Below are 19,663 nucleotides of genomic sequence, written 5' to 3' on the forward strand. Positions count from 1 at the left end.
ATGATATTCGCATTACTACAAAATCATGTAGCATGCTTCAATATAAAATCAACAATTGGCGTTGGATTTATAAGACTGTGTGGATGATGACCCACACCTGGTTTCAGTATGATTTGTATCGGCGCCTTCATCTCTTTATAACGCTGCTCAACTAATTGTATATTTTCTGCTATCGGCACCACGGTATCTGCATCTCCGCAAACACATAAAACAGGGATATGCGCATCGGCTAATGGCTTTAGATTATCTACCGGATTAAATTGATAAGCCATCGCTGCAGCATCATCTGCAAAGCCATATACTTTTTTTAATTTTTCCCAGTCACCCGCTGAACCTTCTCCCTTTCCCTTGCCGCCGGGCCAGCTTTTAAAATCACATACCGGCGCATCCACATATATACAACTTACTTTTTCAGGGTTTCTTGCGGCCCAGTTAAATGCAAATAATCCTCCTCTGCTAAATCCTTCCAAAACCGTTTTAGGATGCAATTTTCTATTTTTAATGAGGTAGGCATAATATTTATCCATGAGGTCAAGTGCTATGGGCGCACCATACATATCCTGCAAATCCATATACACCACAAAAAATCCTTTTGCCAGTAAGGTACTGTCAGCCTGCGGTTCATGACCAAAAAACTCCGTACGCCAGATCCATGGATTGCCCGGCTTTCTCTTTTTCGGTTCCACCACCAGGCAGTTTCTTCCATTCAATACAAAGTCTGTTCTTTTAAATCCCATCCAGGTGGAATAAGTAAATGAGTCTGTTGCTTGCAGCGGTTGCGTTACAACAGGCAGTGCGAGTGGCTTGCTATTTTCGGGATAGTTTTTAGCTTCCAGTGAATGATGAAGCACTAAAAGGGAAATCAACAAACAAATAAATCGAAACATACAATTACAATTTTATCAGCAACAAGTTACTTAAAAGCAGGAACTTGTTGTACTGCCGGAAAGCATGGTGCTGCCATTGATTCTGCAAAGACACGGCTATTGAATTTTTTCTTTGCTATAGTTTAACATAAACCCGCTTCGTGTTTTTGTTGCTTACCCAATGCAATAAAATTTACAAATCACTACCGGTGTAAGACTAGTTATTTTGCATTTGTGATGTATGCTGGGTTGGGGGGTCGCGGATGACGCATTGTTATTGCAGGGGCTCTCCGTGAAGCCCGCTGGTACAGAACCCAAGCCTTTCGGGGACTGAAACAATTTTAAAGTTCCAATGATTCTAAACACTACCCAACAATAACAATTATAATTTGATCGCCCATTCATTCATCATTGGCCTGCCAAGCAAAGCAGTTGCTTCTGCGTCATTTTTAAATGTTTCTTTTTTCGGGTTCCATTGCAGGCGGCGGTTTAGCCGGTAAGCCATATTGGCCAGGTTACATACAGAGGCGGTACGGTGACCTGTTTCCACGTCGCAGATGGGCTTTGTGCGTGTGCGTATGGCGTTTAAAAAGTCTTTGTAATGATTCTCGCTTTTGTACACATGCTTTTCATTTTCTCCAATAATCCTGGTTGCCAGCGGAGCAGGTGTTGTCTCAATCTGACCACGCTTTATTCTTAACTCTCCTTCCGTTCCGGTAAAGAGTACAGCGCCATCCCATTCCCATTTTTCATGCGTCATGATAACGCCATTTTTATACCGGAAGGTAAGGTTGGGATGCTCGCCACCATCAGGTGCAATAATTTCCACCGGGCCGCTGTTATCCATATCCAGCGCCCATTGTGCAATATCAAACATGTGTGCGCCCCAGTCGGTCACCATGCCGCCGCCAAACTCCCTGTAGTTGCGCCAGTTGGGAAACACATCTTTTGAAACCGGCGGCGCCAGTTCGGTATTAAATGCGGCGGGCTCATTGGGTCCAAGCCATGTTGTCCAATCAAGTCCGGCTGGTATAGGCTCCGCAGACAGGTTGTATTTTTGAGGCGGTGGTCCCACATTTACTTTCACTGATTTTACTTCACCGATATAACCGTTGCGTACCAACTCAACGGCTTGCCGAAACTCCGGCCAGGAGCGCTGCATACTACCGGTTTGAAACACCCTGTTGTATTTGCGGGTGGCATTCACCATTGCCCGGCCCTCTTTTATGGTAAGCGCCAACGGCTTTTCACAGTAGATGTCCTTGCCTGCTTCGGCGGCTCTTACCGCAGCTGCTGCATGCCAGTGATCGGGAGTGGCAATTACTACTGCATCCACATTTTTAAGGGACAGCAGTTCCCGCATGTCGTTGTAAACCGGTATATCAGCATAGCTGCCAATGGCTGCATTGGCAGCATAGAAATTTTTAATCTTGTCGATGGTGAGGTCGGCTTTGTCTTTATACACTTCGCTGATGGCGGCTATCCGTATTTGGCCGGTTTTAAGGAAGGCCTCGGTTAAGCCCCGGCCTTGTTTACCCGTACCGATAAAGCCCAGGTTAATCATATCGCTGGGAGCGGTGTATAGGGTGCCATCCGGCATTTTTCCACCCAGCACAAAGCGGGGTACAATGGTAAAGGCAGCGAAGGCTTTTGCAGAAGTGGTTATAAATTTCCTGCGGTTGTAGTTAGCGTTTTGATCTTTTTTCATGTATGGCAAATTATAATGGAATGTACAGTATTTTTTGTTTGCGCAATGATGTGGCGTTCAACATTTTTTTAATCAATAAAAGCTACAATAAAACAAACCTTTTTCCGAAGTCCGCATCGGCATCAATACAGGCTACGTTATAACGGGTATTGCAGGCATTAAAAAATTTGCCTACGATATATGAGCGATACGGTAAGAATGTAGCATATTAGCTGCTTTGCCAAACAGCTGCAAAAAGATACTTAAGTCGAAGATTCGCATAGCTATGCTTCATTCAAACTTGTTTGTTGTCTGCTGTTTTACCATTGTTCCTCAACGATTGTCTTACTGATAATAATATCAAATCCATACAATCCCTTTGCAATCTCGATGTCTACGCTGCGATATTTTTCAATCGCCGTTCCACAGGGAAAAATAAGCTCCTTCTCTTTATCCTTATACATTATATGAACATATGGTTCGCCACAGCTTCGGCTGGATTTTGCTAGATGTCCGTATGAAACAATTGGAAGAGTAATGACGATTTTGGAATTGTCATTAAAAATTTGGTTAGACCACATAAATAGAAAAACAAAAACTCCTCCAAAGGAAACAATATTAAAAAAATAATGAAAAAACATTGGATTCCGTTCAGGTGTGTACGGATTAAAGCAATAAATATTAAATACTTTTTTGAAAATTGGGGTCACTAATAAACCTGTCAACACCCATATAGATAAAGGAATATAAACAGAAATAAATGTCACTCTGTAAATATATATTTCCCAAACTGTCAATAATGCGCCTGTAAGGAAAAGTCCACCCAATAAATTACTCTTTAAATTATAGTAAGGATATTTAGCTTTCAGTCCTTCCAATGCTTTCTTTCGATAGTCCGGTGGTCTTACCTGGAGGTTCTTTTTTTTCCTTTTTCTTATCATAACAGAGCGGCTAAAAAATGCAGGAGCAGCTTTCACTTAACGGAGTGATTAATTTTAACGCGATTAAGTTTGCTTTTATATTGCCAGGATGCGTGGAAAATATCGCTGACAAATATTACTATTTTAACCGGTATTACAAATAAATAACCAACCTCAGGGCTTGCCGTACACCTTCTCTCCACCTAAAAAAGTAGCCACTACTTTTACTCCCAATAATTGTTGCGGAGCAACCTTCATAAGATCAGCATCCAGTATAACAAAATCCGCCAGCTTGCCTTGTTCTAGACTCCCTTTTTCATTTTCTTCAAAATTGGCTTTGGCTGCCCAGATGGTCATGCCCCGCAGGGTTTCTTCCCTTGATAAGGCATTCTCAGTTTGAAAACCGGTGGCAGGATAACCTTTGGCGTCTTTTCTTACAACGGATGCATAAAAAGTTTTAAAGGTAGAAATGTCTTCCACTGGAAAGTCGGTGCCTAAAGGAATCCAGCCATTTTGTTGCAGTAACTGTTTGTAGGCGTAGGCGCCCTTTTCCCTTTCTTTACCCAACCGTTTATCGGCCCAGTACATGTCGCTGGTAGCATGCGTTGGTTGTACAGAGGGGATGATGGAATTGCTGCCAAATAAATTGAAATCATTTTGATTGATTACCTGTGCATGTTCGATACGCCATCTTAAATCGTTGTTGCGTTTCAGGTACCTCGCATAGGTGTTCAGTATAATCCGGTTGCCGCTGTCGCCGATGGCATGCGTGCATAACTGGTAGCCCTTTTGTGCTGCAAAATTGGCCACGGAATCAAAATGCGCAGGTGTGCTTAATAAAAACCCATAGTGCCCGGGCTGATCGCTGTAGGGTTGTAGCAGGCAGGCCCCTCTTGAACCCAGTGCACCATCTCCATACATTTTTATACTGCGGATGTTGAGCCGGTCTGTTTTTACAATGCCATTTTTATCAAGCCAGTCAAAATTCTTTTTGGCATCACTCAGCATTACATACAAACGCATCTTTAACGTACCGGCTTGCTGTAATATGTTTATTTGTTCGGCTACTGTATAATCAAGGCCACAATCATCAATGGTTGTTAAGCCGACCGCAAAGCAATTTTTTTGTGCGGCCTGCAGTGCTTTTTTAAATTGCACTGCTGTAACGGAAGGTATTTTTGATGCTACCAATTCCACTGCGTTATCAACCAACATACCCGTGAGTTCTGTTCCCGGTTTGTTGACGATTATTTCTCCGCCGTTTATTTTGTCGCCTGCTTTTATGCCTGCTATTTCCAACGCTTTTTTATTGGCTATGGAGGCATGCCCGTCTACTCTTTCCAGCAATACGGGCCTGTCGGGGAACAACACTGTCAGTTGGTCATTGGTAGGAAAATCTTTTTTTGCCCAGTCGTTCTGGTCCCACCCACGGCCGGTTAACCAGCCTTCTTTATTCACCGCGGCAAAAGCCTTTACTCTTTTTAGTACGTCCTGCCAGCTGGTAGTGCCGGTAAGGTCAACCTGTTGCAGGCTCATACCATACCCAACAAAATGTGCGTGCGCATCTATAAAACCAGGATAGATAAATTTACCGCCCGCATCTAATTTTTGTTTGCAGGTATATTGTTTTTCCAGGTTGGCTTTGGTGCCGGTAGCAACAATTTTGCCATTGCTGATCACCATGGCTTCAGCAACCGAAAATGCGGCATCAACAGTATAGATGGTGCAGTGATATACCAGCAGGTCTGCTTCTTGTTTAGCGGCGAAGGAAGACCAGGCAATGAGAATACCAGTGAATAAGCAAATGATTTTTTTCATAGAATAAATCTAAGGAGGAATGAATAAAAATTGCTGGTTAAAAATTAATAATTAACAATTAATAATTGGAAATGCATAGGCTGCATATATAGCTTAAACATCTGATTTGGACAAACCATTCACTTCCAAACCATTCACCATTGACAACTCACTACTCACAATTCACAACTCACAATTCACCACTCACAATTCACCACTCACCACTCACCACTCACATACTCACATACTCCACCAATAAGTAAACTTCAGCGCCAATGCCCGGTTGCGGATAAAAAAGGGTGCTGTGTAATAGTTATCTGTATAAACAATATAAAAATCACTGGCCGGTTTGTAGCGCCATTGTAACCTTGTGTTGACATTTACATTTTTTTGCTGGTTGTTATATTGAACAAAAGCCGTGAAGAAAAAAGTATTTGTTAAGGTAAGGTCTATGCGGGGGCCTATCAGCCAAAAGTTGGTAACGCCCCAGGGCTTCGCCAGGTCAATGTGGTTGAAGCTGGTACTCAAAGTAATATTTACAAAAGGCTGAAAACGGTATCCTAAATCGGTAGTAAGCGCCAGCCTGGTGCCGTTGGCATAATAACCGCCGTACCGGGTGGTAAAACCATAAGTAAACAATCTTTGAGGCTTCGAGGTAAAAGTAGTGCCCCAGGAATTCCAGCTGTGTTTACTGCCGGTAAGCAAAGAATCTTTACCCGAATTGGTTGGGTCAAACGGCTTCAACAATTCTACATAATCGTGCGCCACCCAGGCATCAAAAACACCCTGGTTGCGAAAGCTTATTTTATAATCCAGGTAAGTTTCATTATCCGTTTGATGCATTTTACTGTTAAAGAAATAGGTTGAACTCAGCAATGGTCCATGACTTAAAATTTTTCCTTTTTTATTAGGGAAGAAATTGTAACTGACCTGGGGATTTAATTTGACGTAATTACTGCGGGGAACGTAGCCCACTTCGGCATTGTAATTTTTGCCCACAATTTCATGTTGCCATAACAGCAACCATTTTTTATCGGTGTATTGAAAGTTAGCGGCATGTACAAAATCGCCGGATGATTTGCCTGGCGTAAAAGATTTTAATACCATGGCTTTACCGGTGAACATATTATTGGCAGAAGCCAGATTGTACTCAACTCCAAGGTTGCGGTTGTATAAAGAGTAAACCGGCTTGCTGCTGTCTTTACCCGGTTGGTAATTCACAGATTGTTTGTTTACAAACATCAGCCTGATGTTTGACCGGGCAAACAGCCGGCGCTGCAAAGCAACTACAGTAAAATTTTGCGCCGGTAAACCAACTTCATCCTGGCTTTTTGTTTTCATGTCCATCACTCCGATGCGCCAGTTTTTATCAAGACTGCCGCTCAAACGGGCACCATAATTTATCGGCACCCCCAACCCAATCCGGCGGCTGAAAAAGGGCCGGATATTGGTATAGCCAAAATTGGCAAACAGGTCGGCATTCTCTAAAAAGAACTGTCTTTTTTCAGGAAAAAATAATTCATAGCGGTCCAGATTGGTAACCTGCTTGTCTACTTCTACCTGGCTGAAATCGGGATTTACAGTAAGGTCTAAATTCAGGGAAGAGGAAAGCGCAATCTTGGCATCTGCGCCAATGGCCTTTCGGTAATCATTGGGAGTTTTATGGTCATAATCTTTGCTGATGCCACCGAGCACATACGGAATCACCGAGACGTTGGCACCGGGTTCGGGCGGAGCTTCGTCCCATATCAGGTTGCCGGTATATGCCAGCGATGCCGTGGGAAATTGTCTTGGAATCGGCGTCCAGCTTGATTTTTCAGCTTCTTTAATATCAAGCCTGCTAAAATTGATGCCCCATTGTTTAATACCTTTTTTATACCGGATGGATTTAAACGGAATGGCGGCTTCAAAAATCCATTTATCAGGATAATTTTTTACCGCCGATACCCATTTGTTATCCCAGCTAAGGTCTGCACTGCCGCCACTGTATAAACTGCCATCCCATTGAGCCCCGGCTGCATTGGCGCCAAAAGTAAAGCCATTGGTGCGGTCATCAAAGGGGTCCATAAAAAATATAAAATTATCGTTGCGGCCAAAACTAAAATCCCTTCTTAAAGATTCTACCATATAAGGCGCCGGTTTGGTAAGATAGCAGACAGCAATGATGTAGATGTTCTTTGCATCATAGGTCATGCGCACGGAAGTTTTTACTTTGGCGTGGCTGGTATCCATCGGCAGCACCATAAAAAAGTTCTCGGCGGCGGGGGCGTCCTGCCAGGCCTTTTCATTCATTTGACCATCTATGGTAACAGGCAAACTGGTTTTGTTGATATGTAATTGGTAAGCCGCGTTTTTTTTCTGTCCAAAAGCAACAGTCGTAAGCAGGTAAAAAGGAAGCAATAATAGTTGTCTCAATACAGCAAGATTTTGGAGTTTAAATTGGGCTACAAGATAAGTATTGTTGCTAAAAGAAAGGCCGCCATTGGCAAAATGTGTTCAAATAAAATAAACAGGCTCCATCGGCTGACACAAAATAAAAACGTGATTGAGTTATATCTTTGGTATGACGACTATCAGTCATAAATTGTGTAATAATCGGCATATTTGACAAATTAAAGCAGTAAATAATGGAACTGTCATCACAGCAACCAGGCCTGGAAAAATTATTGTTCAGGTACAACCCTGCCGGCCTGCCGGTACCGGGTGCCGAAGAAGAGTTACAGTTATTTAAACAACTGCAGCAGGATTTTAGCCACCAGTTTAAACAACACTTTCCCGATCATCTTGCCAACAAAACCATTGTAGTGGTGCCCAGCCTTACGCTTGACCAGGAAGTGCTGTCGAAAATTAAGGGAGCGCTGTATTACGAAGAAAGATTGCTTTGTTTGCTGATGTTATTGCGCATGCCTTGTACACATGTAACATTTGTAAGCAGCATGCCAATTGACCCGGTAATAGTTGATTATTATTTGCACCTGCTGCCTGGTATAACAGGTTATCATGCCAAAGAGCGCTTAACACTTTTAAGCTGTTACGATGCCTCGCCCGCTTCACTTACCCAAAAAATTTTAGACCGGCCAAGGCTGATCGCCAGGATAAAAAAAAGTATACCAGCAGGCGACGTGGCGCACATTGCGTGTTTTAATACCACACCGCTTGAAAGAACACTGGCGGTAGCAATAGGTATTCCGTTGTTTGGCTGTGATCCGTCGCTGAGTTATCTCGGTACAAAAAGCGGCAGCAGGCGGATATTTTTAAAAGCCGGTATCCAAATGCCCCCGGGGGCGGAAAATTTAAAAAGCTATGAAGATATTGTACATGCAGTAGCTGCTCTAAAAGATATGTACCCGCAAACCAAAAAAGCGGTTATCAAGTTAAACGATGGTTTTTCCGGGGAAGGAAATGGCGTACTTACTTACCCTGGTATTGCAGATAAAAGAGACTTGTTTAACTGGATTCATCATAATCTTTACCAGGCTATCAAGCCTGTGGCACAGGGTCTTTCCGTTGAAAAATTCCTGGAAAAATTTTACCAGATGGGAGGCATCGTGGAAGCATTTATTGAAGGCGATATTAAAGCCTCGCCATCGGTGCAATGCAGAATTGATCCTTTTGGCAAAGTGGAGATGATATCTACCCATAACCAGGAGCTGGGTGGCGATAGCGGCCAGGAATTTATAGGCGCTTATTTCCCCGCAGATAAAAGTTACAGCCTTGCCATTTGTGAAGCCGCACAACTGGTGGCAGAAGAATTGAAACACAAAGGTGTACTGGGGCGTTTTAGTATTGATTTCATCTCGGTAAAAGAACCGGGAGGATGGAAGAATTATGCCATTGAAATCAACCTGCGCAAAGGTGGCACTACCCATCCTTTTTTGATAATGGAATTTTTAACAAACGGGCATTACGACTGTACTACCGGCTTGTTTGAAACCGCCAATCAACAGCACCGGTATTATTTTGCATCTGACAATTTACAAAAGGAAACTTATAAAGGCCTTACCCCGAAGGACCTGATAGATATTGCCATGTTTCACGGCTTGCATTTTGACGGTACTTCACAAAAAGGGGTGGTGTTTCACATGATCGGGGCACTATCACAGTTTGGAAAGATTGGTATTGTTTGCATCGGTGCTTCGCCCGAGGAAGCTTATGGGTATTACACCAAAGCGGTGGCTGTTTTTGATGCCGAAACGGCACGCCAGCCAGCGGTGTGATGAGTGTTTAACATAACCGGGCAGCCGTCACGCTGAACGTCTATACCTTCACTATTTTCTGGTGGATGATGATTTGTCTGTTCGCAACAACTTGCACCACATATATTCCGCTGGGTAAACTGCCCATTCCGTCCAGCTGAAATGTGTTTTGCCCTTTGCTGATAGTTATATTTTTGGTAGCTGCAATTTGACCGGTGGTGCGTTGTATTGTAATGGAGCCATTGTTATTTTGATCTGCCGAAAACCGGATGGTTATATTTTCTGTAAATGGATTAGGATACAGCAGTGTAGCATTGGTTTCGGCTGCGGCCAGTTTAACCATTTCAACATCGCTGAAAGTAACGATGCCGGTTACATCCACTTCCTTTAAACGATAATAGGCCAGGTGTTTTCCACTTAGGGTAGAATGATGATCGACAACCTTGTAACTGTTATTTACACCATTGTTAAGTCCGCGTACAATTATTCCGGTTGATTTAAAATTGGTGCCGTCAAAAGAGCGCTCCACATCAAAATAACTTTCGTTTACCTCATTGTCTGCTATCCAGTTTAATTCTACTCCTTTCTGTATGGCTGATGCTTTAAATGAAACATATTTAACAGGTAAAACGCTGTAGTGTGGCTGCTGCGACTGTGCTGTAAGGCTGAATGAAATCAGCAAACAAAAACAGGTTAGGGATACACGGATGGTTTTCATTTTTCAGGGTTTTGGGGCGGAGGTAATATTACTACCTGTACTCATTAACACTACAATGGTGCCAGAAGTAAAGCTGCTCATTTTTAAGCAGTTAGAAAAATATTTTAGGCCAACTGTTCCATTTTATAGACGGTTAGTTTATTTTATGGAAATTGCTTTATTGACTCCGGTGGTTTAGCTGATCCTTTGTATTTTGTGTATTCAATAAAAACAGTTCCATGCTACGTTTATCTTTTTTATGCCTTTTAGTTCCGTTTTTATCAATGGCACAAACCAATGCCATCAAAGACAAAACAAAAAACATGAAGCCTTATGAAGGCTTTTTTACTTTTTACAGGGATGACAGTACGGGGAAAATCTGGTTGCAGATTAATAAACTGGAAGAAGAGATATTATACCAGACATCTTTACCAGCCGGTCTAGGAAGCAATGACGTAGGTCTCGACCGCGGCATCATGGGCACAAGCTATATTGTAAAGTTTAGCAGGGTAGGCAATAAGGTATTGATGATTGAACCTAATTATAACTACCGTGCTGTAACCGGCGATGCCGCCGAAAAAAGGGCCGTTCAACAATCCTTTGCGCAGTCAGTTATATGGGGCTTTACCATTGCTGCTGAAAACAACAACAATCTATTGGTAGATGCAACGGATTTTTTACTGCGTGATGCCATGCAGGTGGCCAACCGGTTACAAAATACCAAACAGGGCACTTATAGCCTGGATGCTTCCCGCAGTGCCATGTTCTTTCCGCGTACAAAAAACTTTCCGCTTAATACAGAATTTGAAGCCACGGTTACATTTGTCAATCACGATGGAAAAACGGGCAACTATGTCAATTCGGTGGTACCGGCCGCAGAAGCGGTCACGTTGCGCATGCACCATTCTTTTGTTCAGTTGCCGGATAATAATTTTGAAACAAGATTGTATGATGCCCGTTCACCCTTTATCACGAATTCGTATTATGATTACAGTACGCCGGTAACAGAACCCATTCAAAAAGATTTTATCATCCGGCACCGCCTGCAAAAAAAAGATCCGTCCGCAGAAAAAAGTGAAGCGATTAAACCAATTGTATACTACCTGGACAATGGCACACCCGAACCCATCCGCAGCGCTTTGCTGGAAGGGGCAGGCTGGTGGAACCAGGCATTTGAATCGGCTGGTTTCATCAATGCTTTCCAGGTAAAAGTGTTACCGGATAGTGCTGACCCAATGGATATCCGTTATAACATGATTAATTGGGTACACCGTTCAACACGTGGCTGGAGCTTTGGCGGAGCGGTGGTTGACCCACGCACAGGAGAAATTCTCAAAGGCAATGTTACACTCGGTTCGCTGCGGGTAAGGCAGGATTACCTGATTGCGCAAGGTCTGCTGGCACCTTTTGAAAACGGGCAATTACCTGCCGACAACAAAATGCTGAAGATGGCTTTGCAACGGTTGAAACAACTGGCTGCCCATGAAGTAGGGCATACCATCGGCCTGATGCACAATTATATTTCCAGCTCGCAAAACAGGGCCAGCGTGATGGATTATCCGCCGCCCATGGTATTACTAAACAGCAACAATGAAATCGATTTAAGCAACGCCTATACCAACCAAATTGGCGATTGGGATAAGGTAAGTATTCAATACGGTTACCAGCAATTTTCGAAACAAACAAATGAAGCCGAAGCGCTCAATAAAATATTAACGGATGCGGCAAGAAACGGACTGACGTTTATCTCCGACAGGGATGCACGTGATCCGGGCGGACTTCATCCCAGCGCCCATTTATGGGACAATGGAAAAGATGCGGTGACCGAATTAAAGAATGTAATGAAGGTAAGGGCGAAGGCCTTGTCGAAGTTTGGTGAAAACAATATCCGTAAAGGTGTACCTATGGCCATGCTGGAAGATGTGCTGGTGCCCATTTATCTTTTTCACCGTTACCAGGTAGAAGCAGTTACAAAAGAAGTTGGGGGAATGTATTATACGTATGCATTGCGTGGTGATGGTCAGCTGGTAACACAGCCTTTAACAAAGCAGGAACAATTAAATGCCTTGAACGCAGTGGTTGAATGTATCAATCCGCAAACACTTGCATTGCCCGAAAATATTATTAAGTTGATACCACCCCGCCCGGCGGGGTATGAGTATAACCGGGAATTGTTTAACCGCCGCACCGGCCTTGCATTTGACCCGCTCGCCGCCGCAGAAGCCGCTGCGGATATGCCCTTATCTTTTTTATTTAACACCAGCCGCTTAAACAGGATGGTACAATACCAGGCGGAAAATAACGGTCTGGGTATTGATGAGATGATAGCGGTGCTGATGTCAGCAACCTGGGATGCGCCTTCATTAAAAGGTTTACAGGGTTTGATTCAGCAACAAAACCAGCAGCTGTTGCTTACCTATTTGCTGGCGGTATCCGTCAGTAATGATGCTTCATTTGCTGCGAAAGCGCAAATGCTGAATGCGATTGAAGTAATAAAAAAACGTGCGACAGACAAATTAAAAACATCGGCAGATGCCAACAGTAAGGGTTACCTGTTGCTTACTTTAGAAAGAATAAAAGCACCGGAAAAAGCAAAGCCCACTTTGCATGAAGCCCCGCCTCCCGGATCTCCCATAGGTTGCGAAGCGGATCAATAATATGCAGATTGTAAAATTTAATAAATGCGATCTTATAAATTCAGGTATATGAAAAAAATATTGCTTTGTTTGTTATGTGTTGTTTCCTTCATTGCATTAAAGGCGCAGGATGACAGTATCCGTTTTTATAAAAAAACGTCGGTCATGATTCCGATGCGGGATGGCGTAAAATTGTTCACCGTGATATTGAGCCCGGTGGATGCAAAAAAGCCGCTGCCATTTCTGATGCAGCGAACTCCCTATGGTATTCCGGTTGGCAATGATACGGTGTATAAAACCGAATCACTGCGTAACATACTGGCGGATGGCGGATATATTTTTGTATACCAGGACATTCGCGGAAAATATAAAAGCGAAGGCTCGATGCAGATTCACCAGCCATTGATTCATGCCACAAAAAAAGGCGCTATCGATGAAAGTACTGATACATGGGACACAGTTGACTGGCTGTTGAAAAATGTAGCCAATAACAATGGGAAGGCCGGTATTTATGGTATTTCCTATCCCGGCTGGCTGGCGCTGGCTGGTTCGGTTGATCCGCACCCGGCTTTAAAAGCAGCTTCTGAACAAGCCTGTATGGCCGACCTGTTTTTAGGCGATGATTTTCATCACAACGGAGCTTTCCGTTTAAGCTATGGAATGGAATACAGTTATGAGATTGAATTTGATAAAACGACCGACAGTGATTTTCCCTTTCCGCAATACGATCTGTTTGACTGGTACCTTAAACTGGGTTCATTAAAAAATGTAAATGAAAAATATTTTCACAACAAAATTCCTACCTGGAACAATTTTGTTGCGCACCCTGCTTACGATGCCTTCTGGCAAACCAACTCGCCTTTAAGCTATGTGCATGCACCGCAAATTCCACAGTTGCATGTGGGCGGCTATTACGACCAGGAAGATATCAACGGCCCGCAACTGATGTATGGGCACATGGAAAAGAAAGACAGTTTCAACCGCAATTTTATTGTGCTGGGCCCATGGAATCACGGACAGTGGGGCGGGGGCAGGGGCGATAGTTTGGGGAAAATTTCTTTTGAAAGAAAAACCGGAGTTGACTTTCGCGTGCTTCAAAAAAAATGGTTTGATTACTGGCTGAAAGGCATTGGAGATGGCAAGTTTGACGAAGCCACTTGTTTTCAAACAGGCAGCAATCAATGGAAAACTTATACCAGCTGGCCCCCTAAAAATGCGGTTGCAAAAAGATTGTATGCAGCTGCCAATAATAAAGCCTCCTTTACCCGGCCAACGGCTGCGGTGGCTTTTGAAAGTTATGTAAGTGATCCCGCAAAACCAGTTCCCTACAGAACGCTGCCCATTGAAGCTACCTATGGCGAAGGCAGCAGGTGGCGGCCCTGGCAGGTAGAAGACCAGCGTTTTGTAAGCAACCGTCCGGATGTGCTAAGTTTTGTAATGGATTCACTTACTTCAGATATTACAGTAACAGGAAATATTATCGCCCATCTTTTCGCTGCGACAAGCGGTACAGATGGAGACTGGATTGTAAAACTCATTGATGTATATCCGGCATTTGATACTAAAAGTCTATTCATGAGCGGCTACCAGTTGCCAGTAGCAATGGAAGTATTCCGGGGGCGTTTTCAAAAAAGTTTTTCCAATCCGCAGCCGTTGGTTGCCAATAAACCCACTGAATTTACCATTGATCTGCACAGCATCAATCACACATTTAAAAAGGGCCATCACCTGATGATACAGGTGCAGAGCAGCTGGTTTCCGTTGATTGACAGGAACCCGCAAAAATTTGTACCGAACATTTTTGAAGCAAATGAATCCGATTACATAAAAGCAACACAACGGGTGTATTTTTCGGCGCAATACCCAACGTATATTGAATTGCCGGTAATGGGAAATAATTAATAAGCGGTTGTAATTAGCAGCTGGTGCTTTTTGTGCAGGCATATCCGTTCTCAAAATGGAGTTGGTTAGCCGGAGAAAATGCAAAGACCCATTAAAAAATAATTGTTAACAAACCCAACATTTTATTATGTAAATTAGAGCTGGTATTCACTACTTTTTGTCTCTTTCATCCTAATAAATGTTGTATGAAAAATTTCATTGTAACAATACTGGCCAGCATTCTTTTTTTTAATCTTTCTGCTCAAAATCCGGTTGCAACTGGTCCGTCTAAACAGGCTCCTGTTCAGCGGCCAAAGCTGGTGGTGGGTATCGTAGTGGATCAGATGCGCTGGGATTACCTTTACAGGTATTACAATCGCTATGCGGCCGATGGCGGCTTCAAACGCCTGATGGGTAAAGGGTTTAGCTGCGAGAACACATTTATACCTTATACACCTGCTGTAACCGCCTGCGGCCATACCGCTATTTATACAGGTTCAGTTCCTGCTATCCATGGCATTACCGGTAACGATTGGTGGGATTACGATTTGAATAAATATTTATACTGTACCGACGATGATAGCGTAAAAACAGTTGGCAGTAATACGGAACTGGGTAAGATGAGTCCCCACAATTTACTGGTTACTACAATTGGTGATGAGTTGCGCCTGGCCACCAATTTTAAAAGTAAAGTGATTGGTGTTGCTTTGAAAGACCGCAGTGCCATTTTGCCCGCCGGCCATAGTGCCAATGCTGCTTTTTGGTATGATAATAAAACGGGCGACTGGATCAGTTCAAGCTATTACATGAACCAGTTACCGGCCTGGGTAAATGAAATTAACGCAAAAAAGCTGGTGGATAAATATTATACACAGGATTGGAATTTACTGTACCCTGCTGCAACATACGATCAAAGTGTACCGGTTGTCAAACCCTTCGCTCATCCGCTGAAACAATATGTTGCCAAAAATTATGGCGTTATTTCCGCAACACCCTATGGCAATAATTTTACTTTTGATATGGCCATGGCAGCCGTAAATGGTGAACAACTTGGTGCCGGCTCCTCAACTGATATGTTAACCGTTAGCCTTTCTTCACCAGATTATATTGGCCATGCCTACGGCCCTAATTCCATTGAAGCAGAGGACGGTTTTTTAAGACTTGATAAAGAGTTGGGTGACTTTTTTAATTTTTTAGATCAGCATTTTGGCAAGGAAGAATGCCTTGTTTTTCTTACGGCCGATCACGGCGCAGCAAACGTGCCTTCATTTTTAAAAGAGCATAAAATACCGTCCGGTAATTTTGATGATGAAAAAATTACGGGTGCAATTAACCTGCAGCTGAAAGCAAAAACGGGTATTGATGAACTGGTGATTGGCATTATGAATTACCAGGTATATCTTAACCGCAATGCCATTGTAACATCAAAGCTCAATAAAGATTCTGTTGACAAATGGGTAATGGATTATTTATTGCAGCAGCCCGAAATGGAGCGGGTATTGTTGCTGGACAACCTGGCTGGGGTAACGCTAAATGAAAAGATAAAATCAGCACTTACGAATGGCTATTATCCAAAACGAAGTGGTGACCTTCAACTCGTTCTTAAGCCGCAGTACATCGATGGATTTTTGCGGGGCGGCACCACGCATGGCGTGTGGAATCCTTACGATACGCATATTCCGTTACTGTGGTATGGTTGGAAAATTAAACCCGGCAGTTTAAACCGTGAAGTATATATGACGGATATTGCCGCCACGGTCGCTGCATTGCTGCACATTCAAATGCCATCAGGATCTGTAGGACACGTAATTGAAGAAATAATGAAATAGCTTTTTACAAATAGTTATTTTGCATCACAGGTTTTGATGATAACCCGCATTGCAAATCAACATTTATCATCGAACTATTTTTTTATGCAACTATTTTTTATAAGACTGCTGGTAGTAATTATTTTACCGCTATGCGTTTACAGCCAGTCCCCAACCTTTGATAAGGTACAATTTTTTAAACAGGAAAAGCCTGTCCCAGTTACGCTGGAAGCTTACTGGAGTAAAATAATGAATCAAAAAAATACAGAGGGTAAAGTGTTTCCGGCAAGGCTTAAAGCTACTCTTGATGACAGTTCCCATTCCGATGAACCGGTAGATCTCGTGGTACGCGGGCATTTCAGACGTGATTATTGTATGGTGCCGCCAATCAAACTGAGTTTTTATAAATCAGAAAGCTCTGTGATGCATTCCCTTAAATCGCTTAAACTGGTTAGCGCATGCAGACTTACCAATACTTACGGACAATACCTGGTAAAAGAATTTCTGTTGTACAAAATGTACAACCTCTTAACAGACAAAAGCTTTCGGGTAAGGATGTTACAGTTGGAATATAAAGACAGCAGCGAAAAAAAAGGCAGTTTTACCAATTATGCTTTTTTGATTGAGGATGTAAAAGACATGGCTAAAAGAAACGGATGTATAGAAAGCGATAAAAAAAGAATCAATACAGTGAGTACTGACCGTAAACAGATGACAATAGTAGCTTTGTTTGAGTATATGATTGGCAATACGGACTGGTCTGTGCCAGCAGGGCACAACATAAAATTGCTGGAATCTAAAGACGACAGCCTTGCAAAGCCTTTTTGCGTACCATACGATTTTGATTACTCTGGCATCATAAACGCAGACTACGCTGCACCAGATCCTCTACTCAATACCGAATCAGTCACGCAACGGGTTTACCGGGGATTTCCGCGTACAATGGACGAATTAAAAGACGCATTGGCAACTTTCAAACAGCAAAAAGATAATATTTATGCACTGGTTAATAATTGTGCATTGCTCACCAGCAAGAATAAGGGTTATATGCTGGATTACCTGGATAGTTTTTATAACATTGTAAAAAATGAAAGGACTATAAAAACAGTTTTTATTGACAATGCAAGGTATGATTGACCGTAAGCGTTATTCATAAAAAATTACCAGGAGATGAAAGGAGCTTCACGGTTTATTTTAAACCTTTACATCCATTTTTTATTTTATCTGCGGTTGAAACTTTTTTGAATCAGGGTTTACACTGAAATTTCTCACTGGCATGGAAACAAATATTTCTGATAAGAGCAGCAACTTCGCCGGTTCAGTCACACGCAAAAAAGCCGGGGGGCTAACCTCACTGGTATTCGGTTTAATACATCCTTACCGCAGGTGGCTGAATTTTATTTTGCTTGCCATGCTGATTGAAACAGCCATGAGTCTGGCAGCGCCCTGGCCATTAAAAATAATCATCGATAATGTAACGGCCCATCATGCATTGCCTGGTTGGCTGGTGTGGATGCAGCATACTTTTTTTGGCAGCACCAATTCAGGTCTTGCGGCCGTAGCCGCCGTGTGCGTTGTATTGATTGCATTGACCGGTTCACTCGCCGGTTACGTAAACAGTTATTTTACCGAAAGTGTGGCGCAGTATGTGGCCAATGATTTAAGACGTCGAATGTACCATCACCTGCAACGATTGTCCCTTGCCTATTACGACAGTACGCAGGTGGGAAAAGTCTTAAGCACCATCACATCAGATGTTTCAACTATACAGGATTTTGCATCCGCAGTTTTGCTAAGCATTTTTATAGATGTGCTTACCATTGCCGCTATGCTGGGATTGATGTTTTACCTCAATTTTCATTTTGCGTTGATTGCTTTTGCCGTCACACCGTTCCTGTTATGGTTTATCGCCCGTTTTAAAAAAGTGGTAAAAAAAGCCACGCACGAAGTACGGCAGGAGCAAAGTAATATGGTAGTAATATTACAGCAGGGACTGGAATCTATCCGTTCTGTAAATGCCTTTGGCCGCCAGGATTTTGAGGAAGATAAATTGAAAAAAATAAGTCTTAAAACAGTGGGTGCAGCATTAAGGGCAAGGCGCTTAAAATCGCTGATGTTACCCGTTGTAACCGTTACGGTGGCTATTTGTACAGCCATTGTGCTGTGGCAGGGTGCCGGCCTTGTTGTTAACGGCACTATGACGGTAGGTGCGCTGACTGTTTTTTTGGCCTACCTGGCAAAATTTTTTCACCCGGTGCAGGACCTTGCTAAACTAACCAATACAATAGCCCAATCAACCGTGGCACTCGAACGCATCAAGATGATTCTTGACACCGATTCATTTATTCCACAAAAACCAAATGCGATCGTTCCCGGAAAATTCAAGGGCGAAATTATTTTTGAAGAAGTTAGTTTTTGTTACACCAAAGAATCGCCGGTTTTGCACCAGCTTAATTTAGTGATTAAGCCAGGCCAGCGAATTGGTATTTGCGGTGCTACCGGTTGCGGTAAATCTACCGTGGCCAGTTTAATTCCCCGTTTCTATGATGTTACAGGTGGACGCATTTTGATTGATGGCATTGATATAAAAGATTATCAGCTGGATGGGTTAAGAAGCCAGATTGGCTTTGTGCTGCAGGATACAGTATTGTTTTATGGTTCCGTAAAAGAAAACATTGCTTATGGCCGGCCGGAAGCTTCCGACGCAGAAATTATTGCTGCAGCAAAACTGGCCAATGCTGATGATTTTATCGTAAAAATGCCGCATGGTTATGATACTTTGGTAGGAGAAAGGGGAATGACTTTGTCCGGTGGTCAGCGCCAGCGTATTGGTATTGCCCGCGCCATTGTGCGCAACTCGCCGATTCTTATTTTAGATGAGCCGACAGCCGCACTGGATGCCAGCTCTGAAAAAATTGTGATGGATGCATTGGAAAAACTGATGAAGGGGCGCACGGTAATTATCATCGCTCACCGCCTCAGCACTATCCGCAATGCGGACAAAATTATTGTAATGAAAGATGGCCTGGTAGCCGAAGAAGGATCACACCAGGAACTGCTCGAAAAAAATAAAATGTATGCCACCCTGTACCACGTACAGGCAAGTGAATCTGCAATAGACATTTTAAAGGAAAGTTCGGCGCTCACAGGCAACGTATAATAGTAATATTCAAAA

Annotated in this window: 13 protein-coding genes; 7 read left to right on the forward strand and 6 right to left on the reverse strand. The window is 43.0% G+C overall.

All coding sequences use genetic code 11. The annotated features are described in order from the left end of the window. Positions 1–23: 23 nt before the first annotated feature. Complete coding sequence (locus tag JWR61_RS06765; RefSeq protein WP_301927078.1) at positions 24–887, reverse strand: S9 family peptidase; 864 nt, start codon at positions 885–887, stop codon at positions 24–26. Between the two features lie 361 nt (positions 888–1,248). Beyond that, positions 1,249–2,574 carry a Gfo/Idh/MocA family protein gene (locus JWR61_RS06770; protein WP_301927079.1) on the reverse strand — a complete coding sequence of 442 codons (1,326 nt, stop codon included), beginning with the start codon at positions 2,572–2,574 and terminating at the stop codon, positions 1,249–1,251. 115 nt (positions 2,575–2,689) lie between these two features. Between JWR61_RS06770 and JWR61_RS28235 the strand changes: the two genes are divergently transcribed. Beyond that, positions 2,690–2,758, forward strand: coding sequence for a hypothetical protein (locus tag JWR61_RS28235; protein ID WP_367881791.1), 69 nt, complete (start codon positions 2,690–2,692; stop codon positions 2,756–2,758). Between the two features lie 115 nt (positions 2,759–2,873). Here JWR61_RS28235 and JWR61_RS06775 read toward each other — a convergent pair whose 3' ends face one another. From JWR61_RS06775 to JWR61_RS06785, 3 genes are all read right to left on the reverse strand, one after another. Next, complete coding sequence (locus JWR61_RS06775; RefSeq protein WP_301927080.1) at positions 2,874–3,530, reverse strand: hypothetical protein; 657 nt, start codon at positions 3,528–3,530, stop codon at positions 2,874–2,876. Between the two features lie 117 nt (positions 3,531–3,647). After that, positions 3,648–5,291: an amidohydrolase gene (locus JWR61_RS06780; protein WP_301927081.1), complete on the reverse strand. Its 1,644-nt coding sequence runs from the start codon at positions 5,289–5,291 to the stop codon at positions 3,648–3,650. Positions 5,292–5,510: 219 nt separating this feature from the next. Beyond that, positions 5,511–7,685 carry a DUF5916 domain-containing protein gene (locus JWR61_RS06785; RefSeq protein WP_301927082.1) on the reverse strand — a complete coding sequence of 725 codons (2,175 nt, stop codon included), beginning with the start codon at positions 7,683–7,685 and terminating at the stop codon, positions 5,511–5,513. Positions 7,686–7,897: 212 nt separating this feature from the next. On the opposite strand from JWR61_RS06785, the gene JWR61_RS06790 reads away from it, so the two are divergent. Further along, complete coding sequence (locus JWR61_RS06790; protein WP_301927083.1) at positions 7,898–9,487, forward strand: peptide ligase PGM1-related protein; 1,590 nt, start codon at positions 7,898–7,900, stop codon at positions 9,485–9,487. A 40-nt stretch (positions 9,488–9,527) separates the two neighbouring features. Here the strand turns inward: JWR61_RS06790 and JWR61_RS06795 are convergent, their stop codons facing one another. Next, positions 9,528–10,184, reverse strand: a complete 657-nt coding sequence (locus JWR61_RS06795; RefSeq protein ID WP_301927084.1) for a T9SS type A sorting domain-containing protein — start codon at positions 10,182–10,184, stop codon at positions 9,528–9,530. Positions 10,185–10,402: 218 nt separating this feature from the next. Here JWR61_RS06795 and JWR61_RS06800 point away from each other — a divergent pair, with 218 nt between their 5' ends. From JWR61_RS06800 to JWR61_RS06820, 5 genes are all read left to right on the forward strand, one after another. Then, on the forward strand, positions 10,403–12,820 hold the full coding sequence (locus tag JWR61_RS06800) for a zinc-dependent metalloprotease (protein WP_301927085.1): 2,418 nt from the start codon (positions 10,403–10,405) through the stop codon (positions 12,818–12,820). A gap of 48 nt (positions 12,821–12,868) precedes the next feature. Next, complete coding sequence (locus JWR61_RS06805) at positions 12,869–14,701, forward strand: CocE/NonD family hydrolase (protein ID WP_301927086.1); 1,833 nt, start codon at positions 12,869–12,871, stop codon at positions 14,699–14,701. Between the two features lie 185 nt (positions 14,702–14,886). Beyond that, positions 14,887–16,509: an alkaline phosphatase PafA gene (gene pafA / locus JWR61_RS06810; RefSeq protein WP_301927087.1), complete on the forward strand. Its 1,623-nt coding sequence runs from the start codon at positions 14,887–14,889 to the stop codon at positions 16,507–16,509. Between the two features lie 84 nt (positions 16,510–16,593). Continuing rightward, complete coding sequence (locus JWR61_RS06815; protein WP_301927088.1) at positions 16,594–17,625, forward strand: hypothetical protein; 1,032 nt, start codon at positions 16,594–16,596, stop codon at positions 17,623–17,625. Positions 17,626–17,764: 139 nt separating this feature from the next. Then, positions 17,765–19,648 carry an ABC transporter ATP-binding protein gene (locus tag JWR61_RS06820; RefSeq protein ID WP_301927089.1) on the forward strand — a complete coding sequence of 628 codons (1,884 nt, stop codon included), beginning with the start codon at positions 17,765–17,767 and terminating at the stop codon, positions 19,646–19,648. Positions 19,649–19,663: the final 15 nt, after the last annotated feature.

Origin of the sequence: Ferruginibacter sp., from assembly GCF_028288465.1 — a bacterium.
Classification (GTDB): Bacteria; Bacteroidota; Bacteroidia; order Chitinophagales; family Chitinophagaceae; genus Ferruginibacter.